Source organism: Streptomyces sp. NPDC014991 (assembly GCF_043080665.1).
In the GTDB taxonomy this organism is placed as follows: Bacteria; Actinomycetota; Actinomycetes; order Streptomycetales; family Streptomycetaceae; genus Streptomyces.
The window spans coordinates 1-14,870 of record NZ_JBIBVY010000007.1; the positions used below are offsets into that span (position 1 = coordinate 1).

At 71.1% G+C, this 14,870-nt stretch carries 13 protein-coding genes and 1 pseudogene; 10 read left to right on the plus strand and 4 right to left on the minus strand.

Translation table 11 applies throughout. From position 1 onward, the window contains the following. Positions 1 to 334: 334 nt before the first annotated feature. Both ACF1BE_RS13410 and ACF1BE_RS13415 read right to left on the minus strand, forming a co-directional pair. Entirely contained in the window at positions 335 to 1,291 is a 957-nt protein-coding gene (locus tag ACF1BE_RS13410; protein WP_392199145.1) for a hypothetical protein, read from the minus strand. A gap of 238 nt (positions 1,292 to 1,529) precedes the next feature. Beyond that, positions 1,530 to 2,324, minus strand: coding sequence for an alpha/beta fold hydrolase (locus tag ACF1BE_RS13415; RefSeq protein ID WP_392199146.1), 795 nt, complete (start codon positions 2,322 to 2,324; stop codon positions 1,530 to 1,532). Between the two features lie 101 nt (positions 2,325 to 2,425). On the opposite strand from ACF1BE_RS13415, the gene ACF1BE_RS13420 reads away from it, so the two are divergent. Beyond that, positions 2,426 to 2,890: a MarR family winged helix-turn-helix transcriptional regulator gene (locus ACF1BE_RS13420; RefSeq protein ID WP_392199147.1), complete on the plus strand. Its 465-nt coding sequence runs from the start codon at positions 2,426 to 2,428 to the stop codon at positions 2,888 to 2,890. Positions 2,891 to 3,109: 219 nt separating this feature from the next. Next, positions 3,110 to 3,422 (plus strand): annotated as a pseudogene (locus ACF1BE_RS13425) (VOC family protein). 385 nt (positions 3,423 to 3,807) lie between these two features. Here the strand turns inward: ACF1BE_RS13425 and ACF1BE_RS13430 are convergent. Further along, positions 3,808 to 4,002 carry an antitoxin gene (locus ACF1BE_RS13430; RefSeq protein WP_392199148.1) on the minus strand — a complete coding sequence of 65 codons (195 nt, stop codon included), beginning with the start codon at positions 4,000 to 4,002 and terminating at the stop codon, positions 3,808 to 3,810. Positions 4,003 to 4,438: 436 nt separating this feature from the next. On the opposite strand from ACF1BE_RS13430, the gene ACF1BE_RS13435 reads away from it, so the two are divergent. Genes ACF1BE_RS13435 through ACF1BE_RS13445 form a run of 3 tightly spaced genes read left to right on the plus strand, consistent with a single transcriptional unit; the run spans position 4,439 to position 9,598 of the window. Beyond that, complete coding sequence (locus ACF1BE_RS13435; protein WP_392199149.1) at positions 4,439 to 5,401, plus strand: ABC transporter ATP-binding protein; 963 nt, start codon at positions 4,439 to 4,441, stop codon at positions 5,399 to 5,401. After that, the gene (locus ACF1BE_RS13440) at positions 5,398 to 6,792 is read left to right on the plus strand and encodes an ABC transporter permease (RefSeq protein ID WP_392199150.1); all 1,395 of its coding nucleotides are present in this window, start codon (positions 5,398 to 5,400) and stop codon (positions 6,790 to 6,792) included. The genes ACF1BE_RS13435 and ACF1BE_RS13440 overlap by 4 nt, the downstream gene beginning before the upstream one ends. Before the next feature lie 55 nt (positions 6,793 to 6,847). Then, on the plus strand, positions 6,848 to 9,598 hold the full coding sequence (locus tag ACF1BE_RS13445) for an alkaline phosphatase family protein (RefSeq protein ID WP_392199151.1): 2,751 nt from the start codon (positions 6,848 to 6,850) through the stop codon (positions 9,596 to 9,598). Between the two features lie 283 nt (positions 9,599 to 9,881). Here the strand turns inward: ACF1BE_RS13445 and ACF1BE_RS13450 are convergent, their stop codons facing one another. Further along, positions 9,882 to 10,247: a hypothetical protein gene (locus ACF1BE_RS13450; RefSeq protein ID WP_392199152.1), complete on the minus strand. Its 366-nt coding sequence runs from the start codon at positions 10,245 to 10,247 to the stop codon at positions 9,882 to 9,884. A 322-nt stretch (positions 10,248 to 10,569) separates the two neighbouring features. On the opposite strand from ACF1BE_RS13450, the gene ACF1BE_RS13455 reads away from it, so the two are divergent. The 5 genes from ACF1BE_RS13455 to tap all read left to right on the plus strand — a co-directional run bounded on the left by ACF1BE_RS13455 (position 10,570) and on the right by tap (position 14,868). After that, on the plus strand, positions 10,570 to 10,890 hold the full coding sequence (locus tag ACF1BE_RS13455; RefSeq protein ID WP_392199153.1) for a hypothetical protein: 321 nt from the start codon (positions 10,570 to 10,572) through the stop codon (positions 10,888 to 10,890). 24 nt (positions 10,891 to 10,914) lie between these two features. Continuing rightward, positions 10,915 to 11,124, plus strand: a complete 210-nt coding sequence (locus tag ACF1BE_RS13460; RefSeq protein ID WP_392199154.1) for an MBL fold metallo-hydrolase — start codon at positions 10,915 to 10,917, stop codon at positions 11,122 to 11,124. A 47-nt stretch (positions 11,125 to 11,171) separates the two neighbouring features. Then, complete coding sequence (locus ACF1BE_RS13465; protein WP_392199155.1) at positions 11,172 to 11,765, plus strand: hypothetical protein; 594 nt, start codon at positions 11,172 to 11,174, stop codon at positions 11,763 to 11,765. Positions 11,766 to 11,938: 173 nt separating this feature from the next. Beyond that, the gene (locus tag ACF1BE_RS13470; protein ID WP_392199156.1) at positions 11,939 to 12,460 is read left to right on the plus strand and encodes a GNAT family N-acetyltransferase; all 522 of its coding nucleotides are present in this window, start codon (positions 11,939 to 11,941) and stop codon (positions 12,458 to 12,460) included. Positions 12,461 to 12,663: 203 nt separating this feature from the next. Continuing rightward, complete coding sequence (gene tap, locus ACF1BE_RS13475; RefSeq protein WP_392199157.1) at positions 12,664 to 14,868, plus strand: telomere-associated protein Tap; 2,205 nt, start codon at positions 12,664 to 12,666, stop codon at positions 14,866 to 14,868. The last annotated feature ends 2 nt before the right edge of the window (positions 14,869 to 14,870 follow it).

Consider the following 14,870-nt stretch of genomic DNA (forward strand, 5'->3'; position numbering starts at 1 on the left):
CGCACGTGGGAACCTGCTGGCCCCTCTGGTTGTAATCGGGGGGGGCTGGGGGGCGTTATCCTAACTAAACACCCTCCCCCCCCCCACCCGGCGGGGGGGGGTCGACCATCACTCGACCCGCACCGACTCGGGGAAGAACACCGCGGCGACCCCTGCCCCGGCCGGGTCGGCGGCGCCGAGTGCGGCAGCGGCCGTCATGGCTGCCGGGTCACCAGTTGCACGGCAGTTGTTCGAGCGGCCTGCCGGACACCGGGCGGTCCGCGCTCGACGACGCCTCGGACCATCTCGCCCCCCTGCTCACCGACGCGTTGCGGAACCGGGCACCGGGTGCGGGTCACATACCGGCCGTCGCTCTGCGGCGCGCTTGCTCGAACTCCTGGACCGGGTCGCCGCCGGCCTGCCAGGGCCAGGCGGTGACGGTGCCGTCGAGCGCGTCGAAGACCGCACGGGCCTCCGCCCGCCGGTCGGCGGCCAGCAACGCGTAGGCGAGGGTGTTGAGATCGGCCAGGGCCGCGGCGTGGTTCAGGAATCCCGGCCGTACCCAGGTGGGGGCGACCCGGTCGAGGGCCTGGGCCGCCATCGCCTGGGACCAGTGGTTGCGCGCCACCAGCGCCTCGAACCCTCCCCGGTCGAGCACGGCGTGGTACTGCTGGACCTGGGCCGTGAGTTCCGTCGCCGCGCAGGGTGCGTTCGCGGGCATGCGGGCCCGCAGGGTGTCGACGAACTCCAGGACCTGGATGCGCGATCCGGCCTCCTCCGGGCTCAGGTAGCCCAGCATGCCCAGGTAGGCCTCACGGTTCCAGCGGTCACGCGCGAGCACCTCGTTCCACACCCCGAACACCCGGGGCTGCGCCCAGCGTTCCACGCGTGCCACCGCCAGGAGAGCGACCCAGGGGGTGGGGTCCTCCGGTGCGAGTTCGGCGGCCCGCAGACAGCTGTCCACGGTGCCGGCCGCGTCCTGCAGGCCCCCTTGCCTGCGGGCGTGGGCGACCTCGGTCCAGGCGTGCAGGACGAGTGCGTTCGCGTCGCGCGGCTCGCGCGTGGCCCAGGACCGCGCCAGATGCGATCCGGCGAGGAAGCCGGCCAGCACACCGATGCGGTGCGACCGGCGGTCCCAGTCGCCGGGCTCCTGGCTCAGCAGCCGGGACAGTTGCGCGGTGCACAGGTCCGTCGTCGCGATCGTTCCGGTCCTCGTGGTCGCCAGCAGGGACTTCAGCAGCCTGCCCAGGTCCTGGTCGCCGAGTTCCGGCGCCAGGCGTGCCCCTCGACGGCGACGCGATAGAAAAGCCATGGTCGGAGGCTAGAGGGGCATTCATATTACGCAAGGTGTGCGCCGAGATCGTTATCTGTCACCGGCCGTCGTGTCCCTGCGCGCACGACCACCGGCCTTGAGCAAGCCGCTCCCGACGGGAAGGCCAGCCAGGAGGTCCCGTCCGGGGGCGGTGACAGAGCCACCGGGTACGGCGACCTCGGCCGGGGCAGGCCTGGCGGGGGATCGACGCGCCGCGCCGGCAGGTACTGCCCTGTGCTCACTGCCGGCCCGACACGGCCCTCGGCATCCTCGACCAAGGCGTGGTGAACTCCGCGACGGCTGCGAGCACCGTCTCCGGCGTCTCCAGTTGCGGGAGGTGCCCGGTGCCGGCCAGCGGCCGGAACACGGCGCCGGGGATGGCGGCGGCGTACGCCTCGCCGTAAGCCGGCGGTGCGATCCGGTCGGCGGTGCCCCATGCCACCAGGGTGGGCACGCGCGTCGCCGCCAGCCGCCCGGCCAGCGTCGTGTCGGCCATCTCCCGGCCCGCGTACGCCGACAGCGTCTCGCGGTTGGCGGCCATCGCGGCACGCTGAACGTCGGTGAGCCGGTCGGCGGCGGCGAGCGGGGAGCGGGCCGGGTCGTGGAAGGAGAGCGCGGCCACCTCGTCGGGGCGGAGGGCGAAGAAGTCGGCGAGCGGGTGGCCGGGCACGGTGATTCCGACGCCGTTGAGGATGACGGAGGCAGTGATCCGCACCTCGTCCAGCAGGCCCATCTCGGCGGCGATCCAGCCGCCGATCGAGTTGCCCACCACGGTGACGCCGGTCAGCCCGCGCTCAGCCAGCAGTGCGGTGTACGCGGCGGCCAGCGCACGGATGTCGTCCAGGGCGGTGGGGCGCGGTGTCCCGTCGAAGCCGGGATGGGTGGGGAGCAGCACCCGGGCGGAGTGGCGTTCGGCCAGCAGGGCGGCGAACGGCCGCATGGAGGCGGGCCCGGCGCCGCCGTGCAGCAGCAGGACGGGACGGCCGGAGCCGGTCTCCTCGACGGTGAACGGGACGGGTGCGGTGGTGTTCATGAGGTCTCCCGGGCAGGTGCGGCGACATCTCGACTCGTATGTCAACATGCTTATATAAGCGACCTTAGATCAGCTTCCTGAGTTTGCGCTAGCCTGAATCTGTGACCCGAACCCCGCAGCAGGTCGCGCTCGCCGTGAAGCGCCTCCAGAACCGCCACCACCGCGCGCTGACCTCCGCCCTCGCCCCGCTCGGCGTCTCTCTCGCGCAGTGGGACACCCTCCGCCATCTGCACGCACACCCGGACGCCTCGCTGCACGAGCTGGCCCAGCTCACCTTTCAGACCGACCAGGCGTTCGGCACCCTCGCCGCCCGGATGGCGGCCCGGGGCCTCATCGAACGCGTCCCGAGCCCCGGCCGGGCGGTCCGGCACGCCCTCACCCAGCACGGTGAAGAGATCCGGCGGGAGGGCGAGCGCCGGGTCGCCGCCGAGGTGGAGCGCTCACTCGCCCCCCTCACGAAGTCGCAACTCGACCAGCTCGGCGCACTGCTGGAGCAGGTACTCGCGGCCGGGGAGGGACAGGCCCTCTCGTTCCCGGTGCCGGGGGCGGAGGGCTTCACGGACTGATGTGATCTTCGCCCGAGCCGGTACGGACAACTCCGCGCGGCCCGCGGGGCGGGGCGCGGAGCCGAAGCCAGGGTGCCTCACTCGGGTGGCCCCTCGACACCCGCATACGAGCGGGTCCTGCGAACTCAGCTCGTGTGCGGGTGTCGAGAATGTGGCGCCGGCTCCGTCCTAGGGGTACCAGTGGCCACGACGGCCGGCGCGACGGAGAAGAAGAACCACATGACGCTCCAGCGGATGGACAACGTCGGCGTCGGCGTCGATGACCTGGAAGCCGCCATCGCCTTCTTCACCGAACTCGGCCTGGAGCTGGAAGGCACGGCACAGATCGAGGCCTCTTCGCGGACCGCACCGTCGGACTCGACGGCGTCCGCAGCGTCATCGCGATGATGCGGACCCCGGACGGCCACAGCAAGCTGAAGCTGACGAAGTACCACACCCCCGCGTGGTGGCACAGTACGAGGACAGTTACCGGCTGTGCTACCTCCGGGGCCCCGCGGGCATCATCGTCGCCCTGGCCGCACGGATCAGCTGACGGCCCGTCGCGATCGGCACGCGACCAACCACAACGTTGCTGCTTCCGGGTGGCATCCTCACCTGCTTCGCCTGTCTCGGCACCTGCGCAGCCCGCCGCACGGGCCGAGCCCGCCGCCACGCCTCGGTGGATGCGGTGACGGCCGCCTACCAGCGTGCGTACGGCACCGGCCGGCCGTTGGACGGTGTGGGCCACATCTGGCACCTGCAACGCCCCCTCGCCTCCACCGGCCGGCCCGAGCCACAGTCCGACGGGGCCGCACTCGAGTGGCGCCGCTCCGCTCGTCCTGCCATTCGACCGGGCCGTGGCGTGCGGTGAGTCGGGGACAGAGCGGGTCCCCGGCGCGTGGCGCCGGGGACCCGGATCGAACCTTGAGCGCTCGTGACTACCGCTCCGTCGTCCCGTCGCCCTCGTAGGAACGGCGCACCGCGTCGGCAGCCTTGTCGGTCTGGGCGTCGTACTTGTTGCCCGTACGCTCGTCGACCATGCGCTCAGCGCCCGTGACGCCCTTGTCGGCCTGGTCCGGGTGGCTCTTCGCCATCTCCTTGGCCTTGTTCGCCATGTCGCCCAGCTTGCCCATGGGTACCTCCTGAGAGCTTGCGTGCGTTGTGCCAAGGCGACGGGTACCCGCAGTGTCCGGCCTCTCACCACCTTTGTCTGCCCGGACCACTCAGTGCCGACAAGCTCCGCACGACCGGGGCGCCCCCTCGCCGGCGTCTTCGGCCGGTCCGGGACGTGATCCGGACGAGACGGCCCGCTCGCGGTCGTACGCGTCCGGCAAGAGCGAGGGCCCCTGCGGGCAATTCCGCCGCCACCGCAGGATCCGGGCACTGTGGGACCAGATCTGTTTCCTCTGCGCCGGCGTCCCGTCAGACCGCGGGCAGGACGACCAGCGGCGCGGCGGACGCCGGTTGACTCGCGTTTGGGATTCCGTTCGCTGAGCGTTCAACCGGTCATCCCTGCCAGTGTCGTGTGTGCTTCCTATGGTCCCTAAGACTTTCCGAAAGAAGGGGCTCATGGGCTCACCGCTCGCGATCCGGGCTCGCGGCATCACCAAGTGCTTCGGTGATGTCGTCGCGCTCGACGGCGTCGACCTGGATGTGACGCAGGGACAGATCCACGGCTTGGTCGGCCCGAACGGCGCCGGCAAGACGACGCTGCTCGGCCTCCTGCTCGGCCTGGCCGTGGCCGACAGCGGAAGTCTGGAGATCCTCGGCACGCCGGTGGGCCGGGCCGTCGAAGCGCCCGGCGGTGTCGCCGGTTTCGTGGACGGGCCGGGGCTGTACCCCTCGCTCACCGCCCGGCAGAACCTCGCCGCGCTCGCCGCTCTGCGGGGTGAGGACACACGGTCGGGCGCGATCGACGACGCACTCCGACAGGTGGGGCTCACGGACGTCGCCGACGACCGCACCCGCGGCTTCTCCCTGGGTATGCGCCAACGGCTCGGCCTCGCCGCGGCCCTGCTCACCGAGCCGCGGCTGCTCGTCCTGGACGAGCCCTCCAACGGATTGGACCCGGCGGGAAAGAAGCATGTCCACGGTGTTCTCACCCGGCTCGCGCGGCAGGGAACGAGCGTCGTGATCTCCAGCCACCGCATGGACGACCTGGAGGCCCTGTGTTCCGAAGTCACCATCCTCGCGACCGGGCGGACCGTCTTCTCAGGGCCGCTGGGCGAACTGGCCACCGAGAACCGTGAACTCGACTACCGGCTGACGACGTCCGACCCGCAGCGCGCACGTCGGCTGGCCGCCGACACACCGGGAGTCCGCGCGGTCGACGGCGGAGCGGGACGCCAGGGCGGGGAGGTCCTCGTGGTGCGCGCGTCGGTGCCCGCCGTCGACGCCTTGGTGGTGCGGCTCGTCCACGAGGGCATCGCGCTTCGCGAACTCACCCCGCTCGTGTCTCCGTTGGAGGCGGCGTTCCTGGCTCTGACCGGGCAGCGGGAGAGCGAAGCCCAGCGTCAGGAGGCCGGTCGATGACCGCAACCACAACTCCCGCCCCGACCTCCGTGCCACCTGCTCAAGCGGACACGTCCGCATCGGGCCGCGTCACGGTCGCCCGCAGCTACCGCTTCGAGATCGTCAAGCTCCTCTCCCAGTGGCGGATCCGCCTCCTGCTCCTCGCCTGCTGGCTCGCGCCGGCGTTCTTCGTGGCCGGGGTGAGCGCGCAGAGCACGCTGCCCACGGACACCCTGTTCGGCCGCTGGATGCACGCCACCGGGTGGGCCGGGCCGCTGGTGACGCTAGGTTTCGCCGGCACCTGGGCGCTTCCGCTGCTCACCGCCGTCGTCGCCGGCGACGTGTTCGCCTCCGAGGACCGGCTCGGCACGTGGCGGCACCTTCTCGTCGCCGTCCGTTCGCCCCGGCGGATCTTCGCGGCGAAGGTGCTGGCCGGCCTCACCGTCATCCTGCTGCTCGTGGCCGGGCTGGCCGTCTCCGGCACGGTCGGCGGCCTGGTGGCCGTCGGCAACCGGCCGCTGGTCGGCCTCGACGGCCATCTGCTCGCGCCGGGGGACGCCGCCGGCACGGTCCTGCTCGCCTGGGCCTGTGTGCTCGCCCCGACCCTGGCCCTTGCCTCGATCGGACTCCTCGGGTCGGTCGTACTCGGGCGCTCCCCGATGGGTCTGCTGCTGCCCGCGGTCATCGCGCCGGCGATGCAGCTCGCCCAGATGCTGCCGCTCCCCGTCGCCGCACGTCTCGCCCTGCCCGGCGACGCCTTCCTCACCTGGAACGGCCTGTTCACCAGCCCGGCGCAGGTCACCCCGCTCCTCATCGGCATCGCTGTCAGTCTCCTGTGGGCCGTGGCGGCGACGGCGCTGGCCCGAGTCCTCTTCCTGCGGCGTGATTTCACCAACCCCACCGACGACGGCTCGGCGCGCCGCGCGGTCACCACGGCCGCCCTGCCGCTCGCGGGACTGCTCGGCGTGACGGTCGCGGTCGTGGCGGCGACGACCACGGCCACCGGCTCCGGGATCGAGCAGGCCAAGGTGCAGCACTCGCTCGCCACCGAGTTCGCTCACCTGTACCGCGTACAGACCGACCAGCTTCACCGACCCGCCGTCACCGAGGCGCAGTTGAGGGCTTCGGCGGCGTGCACGAAGGCCGGTGTCCAGGACCGTGACCAGGGCCCGGGCAACGACTGGCGGTGTGTCGTCTCCTGGCATCTGCCGGGCGTCGCGGCCACCGGGTCGGCCGTCTACCAGCTCGACATCACCGCAGACGGGCGGTTCGTCGCCGACGGCGACGGGCCGAAGGAGGTGAACGGCTACTTCCTGGTGCGGACCCCGACCGGAGACGCACCGAACCCGCTGTGGCAGTTCGACGGCGGCATCGACCTGCTCGCCACCTCCCCGGACTCCCCGGCTCCCTGAACTCTTCCTCTCCGGCCACCCCCCGAACTCTCCGAATCACCGAAGGAATGAGGTCATGCAGATAGCACGCCGCCGTCGGCAGGCCGAGAAGAAGTACCACGACCTGCTGGGCAGACGTGTCAGCCACCGGGCCACGCTGGTCACGGCATGCATCACCACGGCCGCCCTGGCCACCGGCACCGCCGTCGCCGAGACCCGCCAGTTCGGCACCGCCCAGGTCGGCCAGGTCACGGACAGCGGCCAGGTCGTCTCCGCCGACCAGTACATCGCCCCCTACGGCGACCGCCTCGTCATCGACGACGGCAAGATCATGTCGTCGGCGGTCAGCCCGGACGGCAACCACCTCGCCGCCGCGGTCACCGACGGCGACGCCACGCTGATCGTCATGGACCTCACGACCGGGCAGGTCAAGCAGCGTGTCGGCACCAGTGCCGCCGACGACCTGCGCATCAGCAGCGGATCCGTCGGCCAGGAAGGCCCGACGTACTCACCCGACGGCAAGCAGCTGTGGCTGGGCCAGGCCGACGGCTACACCAGGTTCACCGTGAACGCGGACGGCACCCTCGCCGACCCGGTGACCGTCAAGGTCCCGGCCGACGGCGGCAAGCAGGCACTGGTCGCCGCGGCGGTGTTCTCCGCCGACGGGTCCACCGTGTACGCCGCGGTCAACGGGCAGAACCGGGTGGTGGCGATCGACGTGGCGACCGGGGCCGTCACCCGGAGCTGGGCGGTGGGCAACGCCCCGCGCGGCATGGCCCGGGTCGGTGACAGGCTCTACGTCAGCAACGAGGGCGGACGGCCCGCGAGGGCCGGGGACTCCACGCTCAACTCCTACGGCACCCAGGTGCCGGCCGACCCCGAGACCGGCGCCACCACCACGGGCACGGTCAGCGTCATCGACCTGGCCGAACCGTCCGCCGCCGTCGCCACCATCGACGTCGGCCTGCACCCGACCGCCGTGTACGCCCGGCGCGGCGCGGTGTTCGTCACCAACACCGCCGACAACAACGTGTCGGTCATCAACACCGCCAACGACAAGGTCGTACAGACCATCTCCACCCAGCCGTGGCCGGAGGCATCCGTCGGCTACGAGCCCGACGCCGTGACCCTCACCGACGACGGCCACCTGCTGGTGACGCTCGGCCGCGCCAACGCCGTCGCCGTCTACCGCTACACCTCCCCGCAGGAGCCGGTCAGCTACATCGGCCTCCTCCCGACGGACTACTTCCCCGCCGAGATCGCCACCGCGGGCAAGAAGGTCGTCGTCTCCCACACCCGCGGCATCGACGCGCGCCGCCCCGACAGCGCCGGCCACGGCACCCACGACACGACCTCCAGCCTGACGCAGTTCACCCTTCCCAGCGACCGTGTCATCCGCTCCCGGACCGCCAAGGTCTTCCGGCAGAACGGCTGGAGGGCCGCCTCCGTCCCGCTGGCCGAGGGCCACCGCCACGCCAGGCCGCAGCCGGTCCCGGCGCGGATCGGCGACCCGTCGACGATCAAACACGTCTTCCTGATCGTCAAGGAGAACCGCACCTACGACCAGGTCCTCGGTGACATCCCCCAGGGCAACGGCGACCCGTCACTGACGCAGTTCGGCGAGAACGTGACGCCGAACCAGCACGCACTGGCCGAGCAGTTCGGGCTGTACGACAACACCTACGACATCGGCACCAACTCCGCCGAGGGCCACAACTGGCTGATGCAGGCCGACAACCCGGAGTACACCGAGTCCTCGGCCGGCGAGTACAAGCGCAGCTACGACACCGAGGACGACGCCCTCGGCCACCAGAAGACCGGCTTCCTCTGGACGGGCGCGCAGGCGGCCGGCAAGAGCGTGCGGAACTTCGGCGAGTTCCAGCAGTTCCTGACCAAGCCGTCCGGCGCCAGCTGGCAGAACCTGTACTGCGACGCCAGGAACATGGACACGACCGGCCAGGCCACCGCCTACCCCCTGAACTCCTCATCACCGATCCCGTCGCTCAACAGCGTGTCGGTGCCCGGCTTCCCGAAGTTCGACACCAGCGTCCCGGACCTGTACCGGTACGAGATCTGGAAGCAGGACTTCGAGAAGAACGGCCCGGCGAACCTGAACATGTTCTGGCTCTCCAGCGACCACACCGGCGGCCCGGCGAGCCCGGCCGCCCAGGTCGCCGACAACGACCTCGCCACCGGCAAGATCATCGACAGGATCTCGCACAGCAAGTACTGGAAGGACTCGGCGATCTTCGTCGTCGAGGACGACTCCCAGGCCGGCCTGGATCACGTCGACGGCCACCGCGCCCCGGTCCAGATCATCAGCCCCTGGGCCCGGCACAACACCGTCGACAGCCACTACTACTCGCAGATCACGATGATCCGCACCATCGAGCAGATCCTCGGGATCCACCCGATGAACCAGAAGGACAGCGCGGCCACCCCCATGCGGGACGCGTTCACCCGCCACGCCGACGACACGCCGTTCACCGCCCTGCCCAACCGCACCTCACTGACCGACGGCCTGAAGACCCCGCCGTCCTGCGGCGTGGACTCCCCCGCCGCACAGGACCCCAAGGCAGCGGCCGTACCGGCGGCGAAGACACCGGCGGACAAGAAGTCCCTCGCCGCAGCGTGGGACGCCTGGAAGTCCAAGCAGCATCTGACCGGCCCCCACGCCATCCCCGACTACGCCAACCCGGCCCAGATGAACCACCTCACCTGGTACCAGACCCACAACTGGACGCGCCCGTACCCCGGCGAAAGCGAGATCCACAGCCCCAGCGACGTACCCGGCGCCTACCTCCCGTCGCCGGAGTCCGACAACTGACACACCGCATCACCCGCTCGGCTCCGCGCAACGGGCTCGCGGTGCGGCCGGCCGTCCGGGCGCGGACGGCAGAACGGCCCGTCGCGGCCAGGCGGCGCCGACCGGGTGCTGCCCGGAGTGCGGCTTGCGCCGGCCAGGAGCAGCGGCCGCACCGGGCCGGGCCGAACGCAGGAGCCGGCGGGAACAGCCAGCGGTGCGCAGTGGCATCGCCGGCGGCCGGTCTCGGCGCCGGGCGGCCCCGCCCACGAGCCGCTGGACGGCTGAGGAAGGGGTTGCCGTCAGTTCAGGTGAGCGACCAGCGGAGTGCACTCGTGGGGTCCTCGGCCCATGCGTACTGGGTGGTGCCGCTGTCCGTGACGGTCATCCCGAAGTCGTACGGGTCAGGGCCGCCCAGCTCCAGCCACATGTCCCAGGCTGCCTCCAACTCGTCGGCCAGCCGCCGGGGGCCGCCCTGGAGGGGGATCGTCCGACCGCCGGCGACAGCAGAGAGCACCGCCCAGGACTGCCCGGAGTCGTGGATCCAGGCGTTGAGTCCGTCAGCGTCCTCAGCGAGGGCGATCCCGAGGTGGGTCAGGGCGACGTGCAGCGCGAACCGCAGATGCACGTCGCCCCGAAGTGGGGTGAGGTCGCGCAAGAACGCGATCGTCACGACCACGGCCTACTTCCTCGCGGGATCCACCCGAGCTGGACAGGACTGCGCCCAGGCGTACGAGGGGCACGCCGGCGCTTGGTAGGGCACCTCGCCTGAGCTCCGAAATGGACGGCCTTTGCTCGTTCTGACCCTGACCTGCTCCGATGCGCCGACTACGGAAAGCACCCGTTTCAGCGTCGATCCGCCTCGTCGGGGCGCCCGGGCAGATCCTGTGAAGTAGCCCGCTGGCAGAGGGGTGGGAAATAGGCTTGGCACCGCGGTCGTCGGGCGCAGATCGGCTGCGCTCGCGCTGTCGCCACAGACGGGAGTGAAGGCCGGCATGGGCTACCTGGACGGTATGGAACCACGCCTCAGGACAGCGTTGAAGCTCCGCAAACTCTCCCTCCACGAGCGGGCGGACCGGAACGACTACTTCGACGTGTACTGGGATGACGGTCTCAAGGAGGCCCCCGACGACCACGGGCTCCCTGTCGGGGTCCTGAACGTGTCCGCCTTCCGCTCCGGCTTCACGCAGCGGAAGACCGAATTCTGGTGCGTCACCGTCTCCAAGCCCGTGGTCCACGAGGTCGCCGGCAGGCTTCCTGACATCAACGAGGCCATCCGCGTGTTCCTTCTCCATCTCCCCCACCGATACTCCTGAACCAACCACGGCGGTGCCCTTGAGTTGGTCGATGCCGGACGGCCGGCCCACGTCGGGCAGCTGCGCGAGCACCTGGCCGACTCCGGCCGCTCCGTGACCGACGTCCGCGCCGTACTCCTGACCCACGGCCACCCCGACCACACCGGCCTGGCCCACACCTTCCGACAGGGCGGCGCCGACGTCCGGGGCCACCGGCAGGACGCCGCGTGCGGATCAAGGTGTCGTGGCCGATGAGTAGAAGTACTCATGACGCCCACCGAACTGTTGGGCAGGATCGGGGGATGACGACGCTGAGGAAGACGAGAGCCCGGCTCGGGTTGCTGCCGTTGACGCTGATGGTCCTGCTGGCGGCGGGGTGCGGAACCCAGCGGGCAGAAGGGACCGCCGACTCGTACCGGCGTTCGCATCCAACGCCGACCGGTATATCGACGCCGAGTACACCAGCGGACTTCCCCTGCCCCGGCGAGAGCCCCGAGCCGACGGCATCCACGGCCGCCACTACCCCCAGCTCAACCGTGCCGCCGACCGACCACTACGCCGAAAACCACGGCTTTGACGTGCCCATCGCGCTCCACGGCAAGAGCCGCTGCGACGGACTCACCGCCGTCGGACGCGTCAAGAGCGCACTCGAACCGCTGCGCCGGCGGGGCGACTTCAGCCCGGACAACGTCCGCGACGCACTTACCGGCCTCGGCTACTCCGCCGGGAAGGTGCAGGCACACCAGGACGGGTCCGGAGGGGTCGGCTTCCTCATCGACATCGGTGTCTCTCCTTGGTGTGTGGAAGGCACGATGAGCAGTGACTCCACCAAGGCGGATGCCTTCGGCGGCTACCCCGACGGCACTGACTGCGAGCCTCCGAGCGGCGGCCACTGACCTCGTTCGACGCCGTCCGCCAGGACGACCTGCCCAGCCTCCACACTTTCGCGGCAGGAATCGACCGAGACCGCGACGCGGTCATCGCCGGACTCCCCCTGCCTGGAACTGTCGGCGGCCGGCTCTTGGTCCCGGTGGGAGAAATGCATTGCCGTGGCATCACGTCGGTCGGCATGCTCACGGCCGTGATCACTGCACACGAATCCACCGATGCCACCGTGGTCGTACCCGTCCGCGTGCGTGACCTGCTGCCCCGGGACCTGCCGGCATGCTCCTGGTCGGGCTCGGCCACCCACCTACGCCATGTGGAGCGGGAATTGGCCCGTGCTGCGGCCGGCGAGGTGGACTACCTGGCTGTATGCACCTCCGTGGATCTGCCGGTGGCGATCGGCGGTGTCGACTATCAGGTCTCCGAGGGAGCCGGAACCTTGTGGCAGCTCGCCGTGCTCCCGGCACTCCAGTCCCTCGGCCTGGGAACGCTGCTGGTGCGAGCGGCCGAGCAGAGGATCAGGAACCGCGGCCTGCACAGGGCCGAACTCGCCGTAGAGGAGAACAACCCTCGGGCTCGCGCCCTGTACGAGCGCCTGGGCTACGTCGCGTACGGTCGCGAGCCCGATGCCTGGGACGAGGAAGGAGCTGACGGGTTGATCCGTCGCCACGAGACGATGTGCATTCTCATGCGAAGGGGCCTGTGAGTGCGCGGCCGGTGTCGATGCCCGAGGGATCGGCCGGGCGGTCAGACACGTGCGCTCCTTGGCCAACTCCGACGCTGGGGCCCCCGGGCGGCAGCCAGGCGTGGGGGAAGTTGCCGTCCCGAACGCGGTTGGTACGCAAAATGTACGCGAAAAGGGCGTGAATGGTCGGGTTCATGGAGTAGAGTGAGGACCGGAGGTGCCCCATGTCCGAGTTGTTCGACGCGGTCGACGCGCTGGTCGCGTCCCGGTCCCCACTGCCGCCACCGGCCGAGCGCAGGCGGCTGCGCCAGGCTCACGCGCTCACTCTGGACGAAGTGGCCGCCGCTCTGGATGTGCGACGGGCGACCGTCGGCGGCTGGGAGTCGGGCAAGACCGAACCGCGGCCGCCGGAGCGGGAGGCGTACGCGCGCCTGCTCAAGCAACTCGCCAAGCTCTACCCCGTCCCCGGGACAACCGATGCCTCTCAGGAGGACACCGCGGTGCCGCAGGCGTCGACCGCTGCGGCACCCTCAGCGCCGGGGCAGCCCGCGGGCGGGGCAGAAGAATCTCCGTCGGCTCCCCCGGCCCCAGTTCGGGCACGTCCGCGTGCGGAGCGGGCGTCGCAAGGCTCGCGCCGTCCGGGTGCCAAGGAGGCCGCCCCGGCCCCGGCGAGGACGCCCGCGCCCGGCGGCGCGTACGCGCACGGTCCGCTGCTCGTCCTCGACGCCGACACCGAGAAGCAGGTGACCGGTTACGGCGTCGGCGGCCTGATCCTGGACGTGCCCGCGAAGTCGCTGCCCGCCCTGATCGAGTGGACGTTGGCCGAGGCGCGGCTCGGGGCGGAGAAGCTGCACGGTTCGGGCAAGGACGCCGACCCGCTGCTGGTGCTCACCGAGGCCGCGTGCGAACGCTACGGAATGCCCGGGCAGTTGTCGGAGTCCGAGCGGCTCGCCGGGCGGCTTCCGGAAGGCCACAAGGTCATCAGGCAGCTTCAGCGTGCGCAGTGGCAGCTCACCAAGCGGGGGCTGGGGCCGTGGGCACGGATCTACCGCCCCGCCCAGGGGGGCCGCCGGCAGTGTGTGCAGCTGTGCATCCCCTCGTGGCGCGCTCTGGAAGACCGCGCGTGGGGCCATGCCGCGCAGTTGGAGCCGGCGGAACTCGCCCGGGTGCTGGGTGTGTACGCGACCCGAGTGGTGACGCCGGTGGGTTCCACCGCGGTGACGGGGCTGCACCTGATGACCGCGCTCAGCCCGCCGACCCGCGCGAGCGAGCCGGACCAGGACGGCCGGCGGCACCGCGAGCACCGGCCCGGTTCGCTGGGTGTGGAGCCGATGGACCCGGCGCCGTGCGAGGCGACCGACGGCCACCCCGTCCTGGCCCACCTGCCCCGCTTCCACGTACGCGGCCCCGGCGAGAGGCTGTTCGAGGAGGCCTACGACTGGGCGCGGGACCTGACCGATGACGAGTGCATGAAGCGCTACCTGGTCGGCCTCGACGTGAACCTGGCGTTCGGCGCGGCCGCCAACGGCGCGGTCGTCGGCCTGGCATCGCCGCCCGAGCACGTCACCAACCCGGTTTTCGACCCAGCGGTGCCCGGCTCCTGGCTGGTCGACCTCTCCCACGTCGACCTGTCCCGGGTGAAGGTCGGCAAGCAGTGGCGCCGGCTGGACGGCGACCTGCTGCCCGGTCCGTTCACGCCCACCGGGGAACGCCCCGAGGGGCCGGCCTGGTACGCCACCCCGACGGTCGCCTACGCCGTGGAACTCGGTTACGACGTCGCCCCGCTGGAGGCCTGGGTACGCCCGGAGAGCGGCCGGTTCCTGGACGGCTGGTACAAGCGGCTGCGCGACGCCTACGTCGCGACCATGGCGGACCTCGGCGTCGCGGAGAAGCTGCCCCCGGCCGAGTTCCTGAAGGCGATGGACGGTTACAAGAGTCGGGACCCGGAACTGGGGATCGTCGTGGACGCGGTCAAGATGACCGTCAAGGGCGGCATCGGCAAGCTGCGGGAGAAGGCGCGCGGCGGCGGCTGGAAGCCCGGGCGGACGTGGCCCGCGCTCGCCCGCCCGACCTGGCGCCCCGACATCCGCGCCATCGTGATCTCACGTGCCCGGATCAACATGCACCGCAAGATGCTGCATCTGGCGGCGGCCACCGGGCAGTATCCGGTCGCGGTCCTGTCCGACTGCGCCGTGTACGCCGCCGACGGACCCAGCCCGTTGGACGTCCTGCCCTACGACAGCGACGGCAAGACCGTGCCGGGCTCGTTCCGGCTCGGTGTCTCCCCGGGGATGGTCAAGCACGAGGGCAGCCAGAGCGTGCTGTGGGGCGCGGACGTCCTCGAACAGCTCAGCGCCGACGGCAAGGTCGCCAACCTCGCCCGCTACATCAAGACCGGCGAGGTCACCGCCATGGACACCGGAGAGTAGGA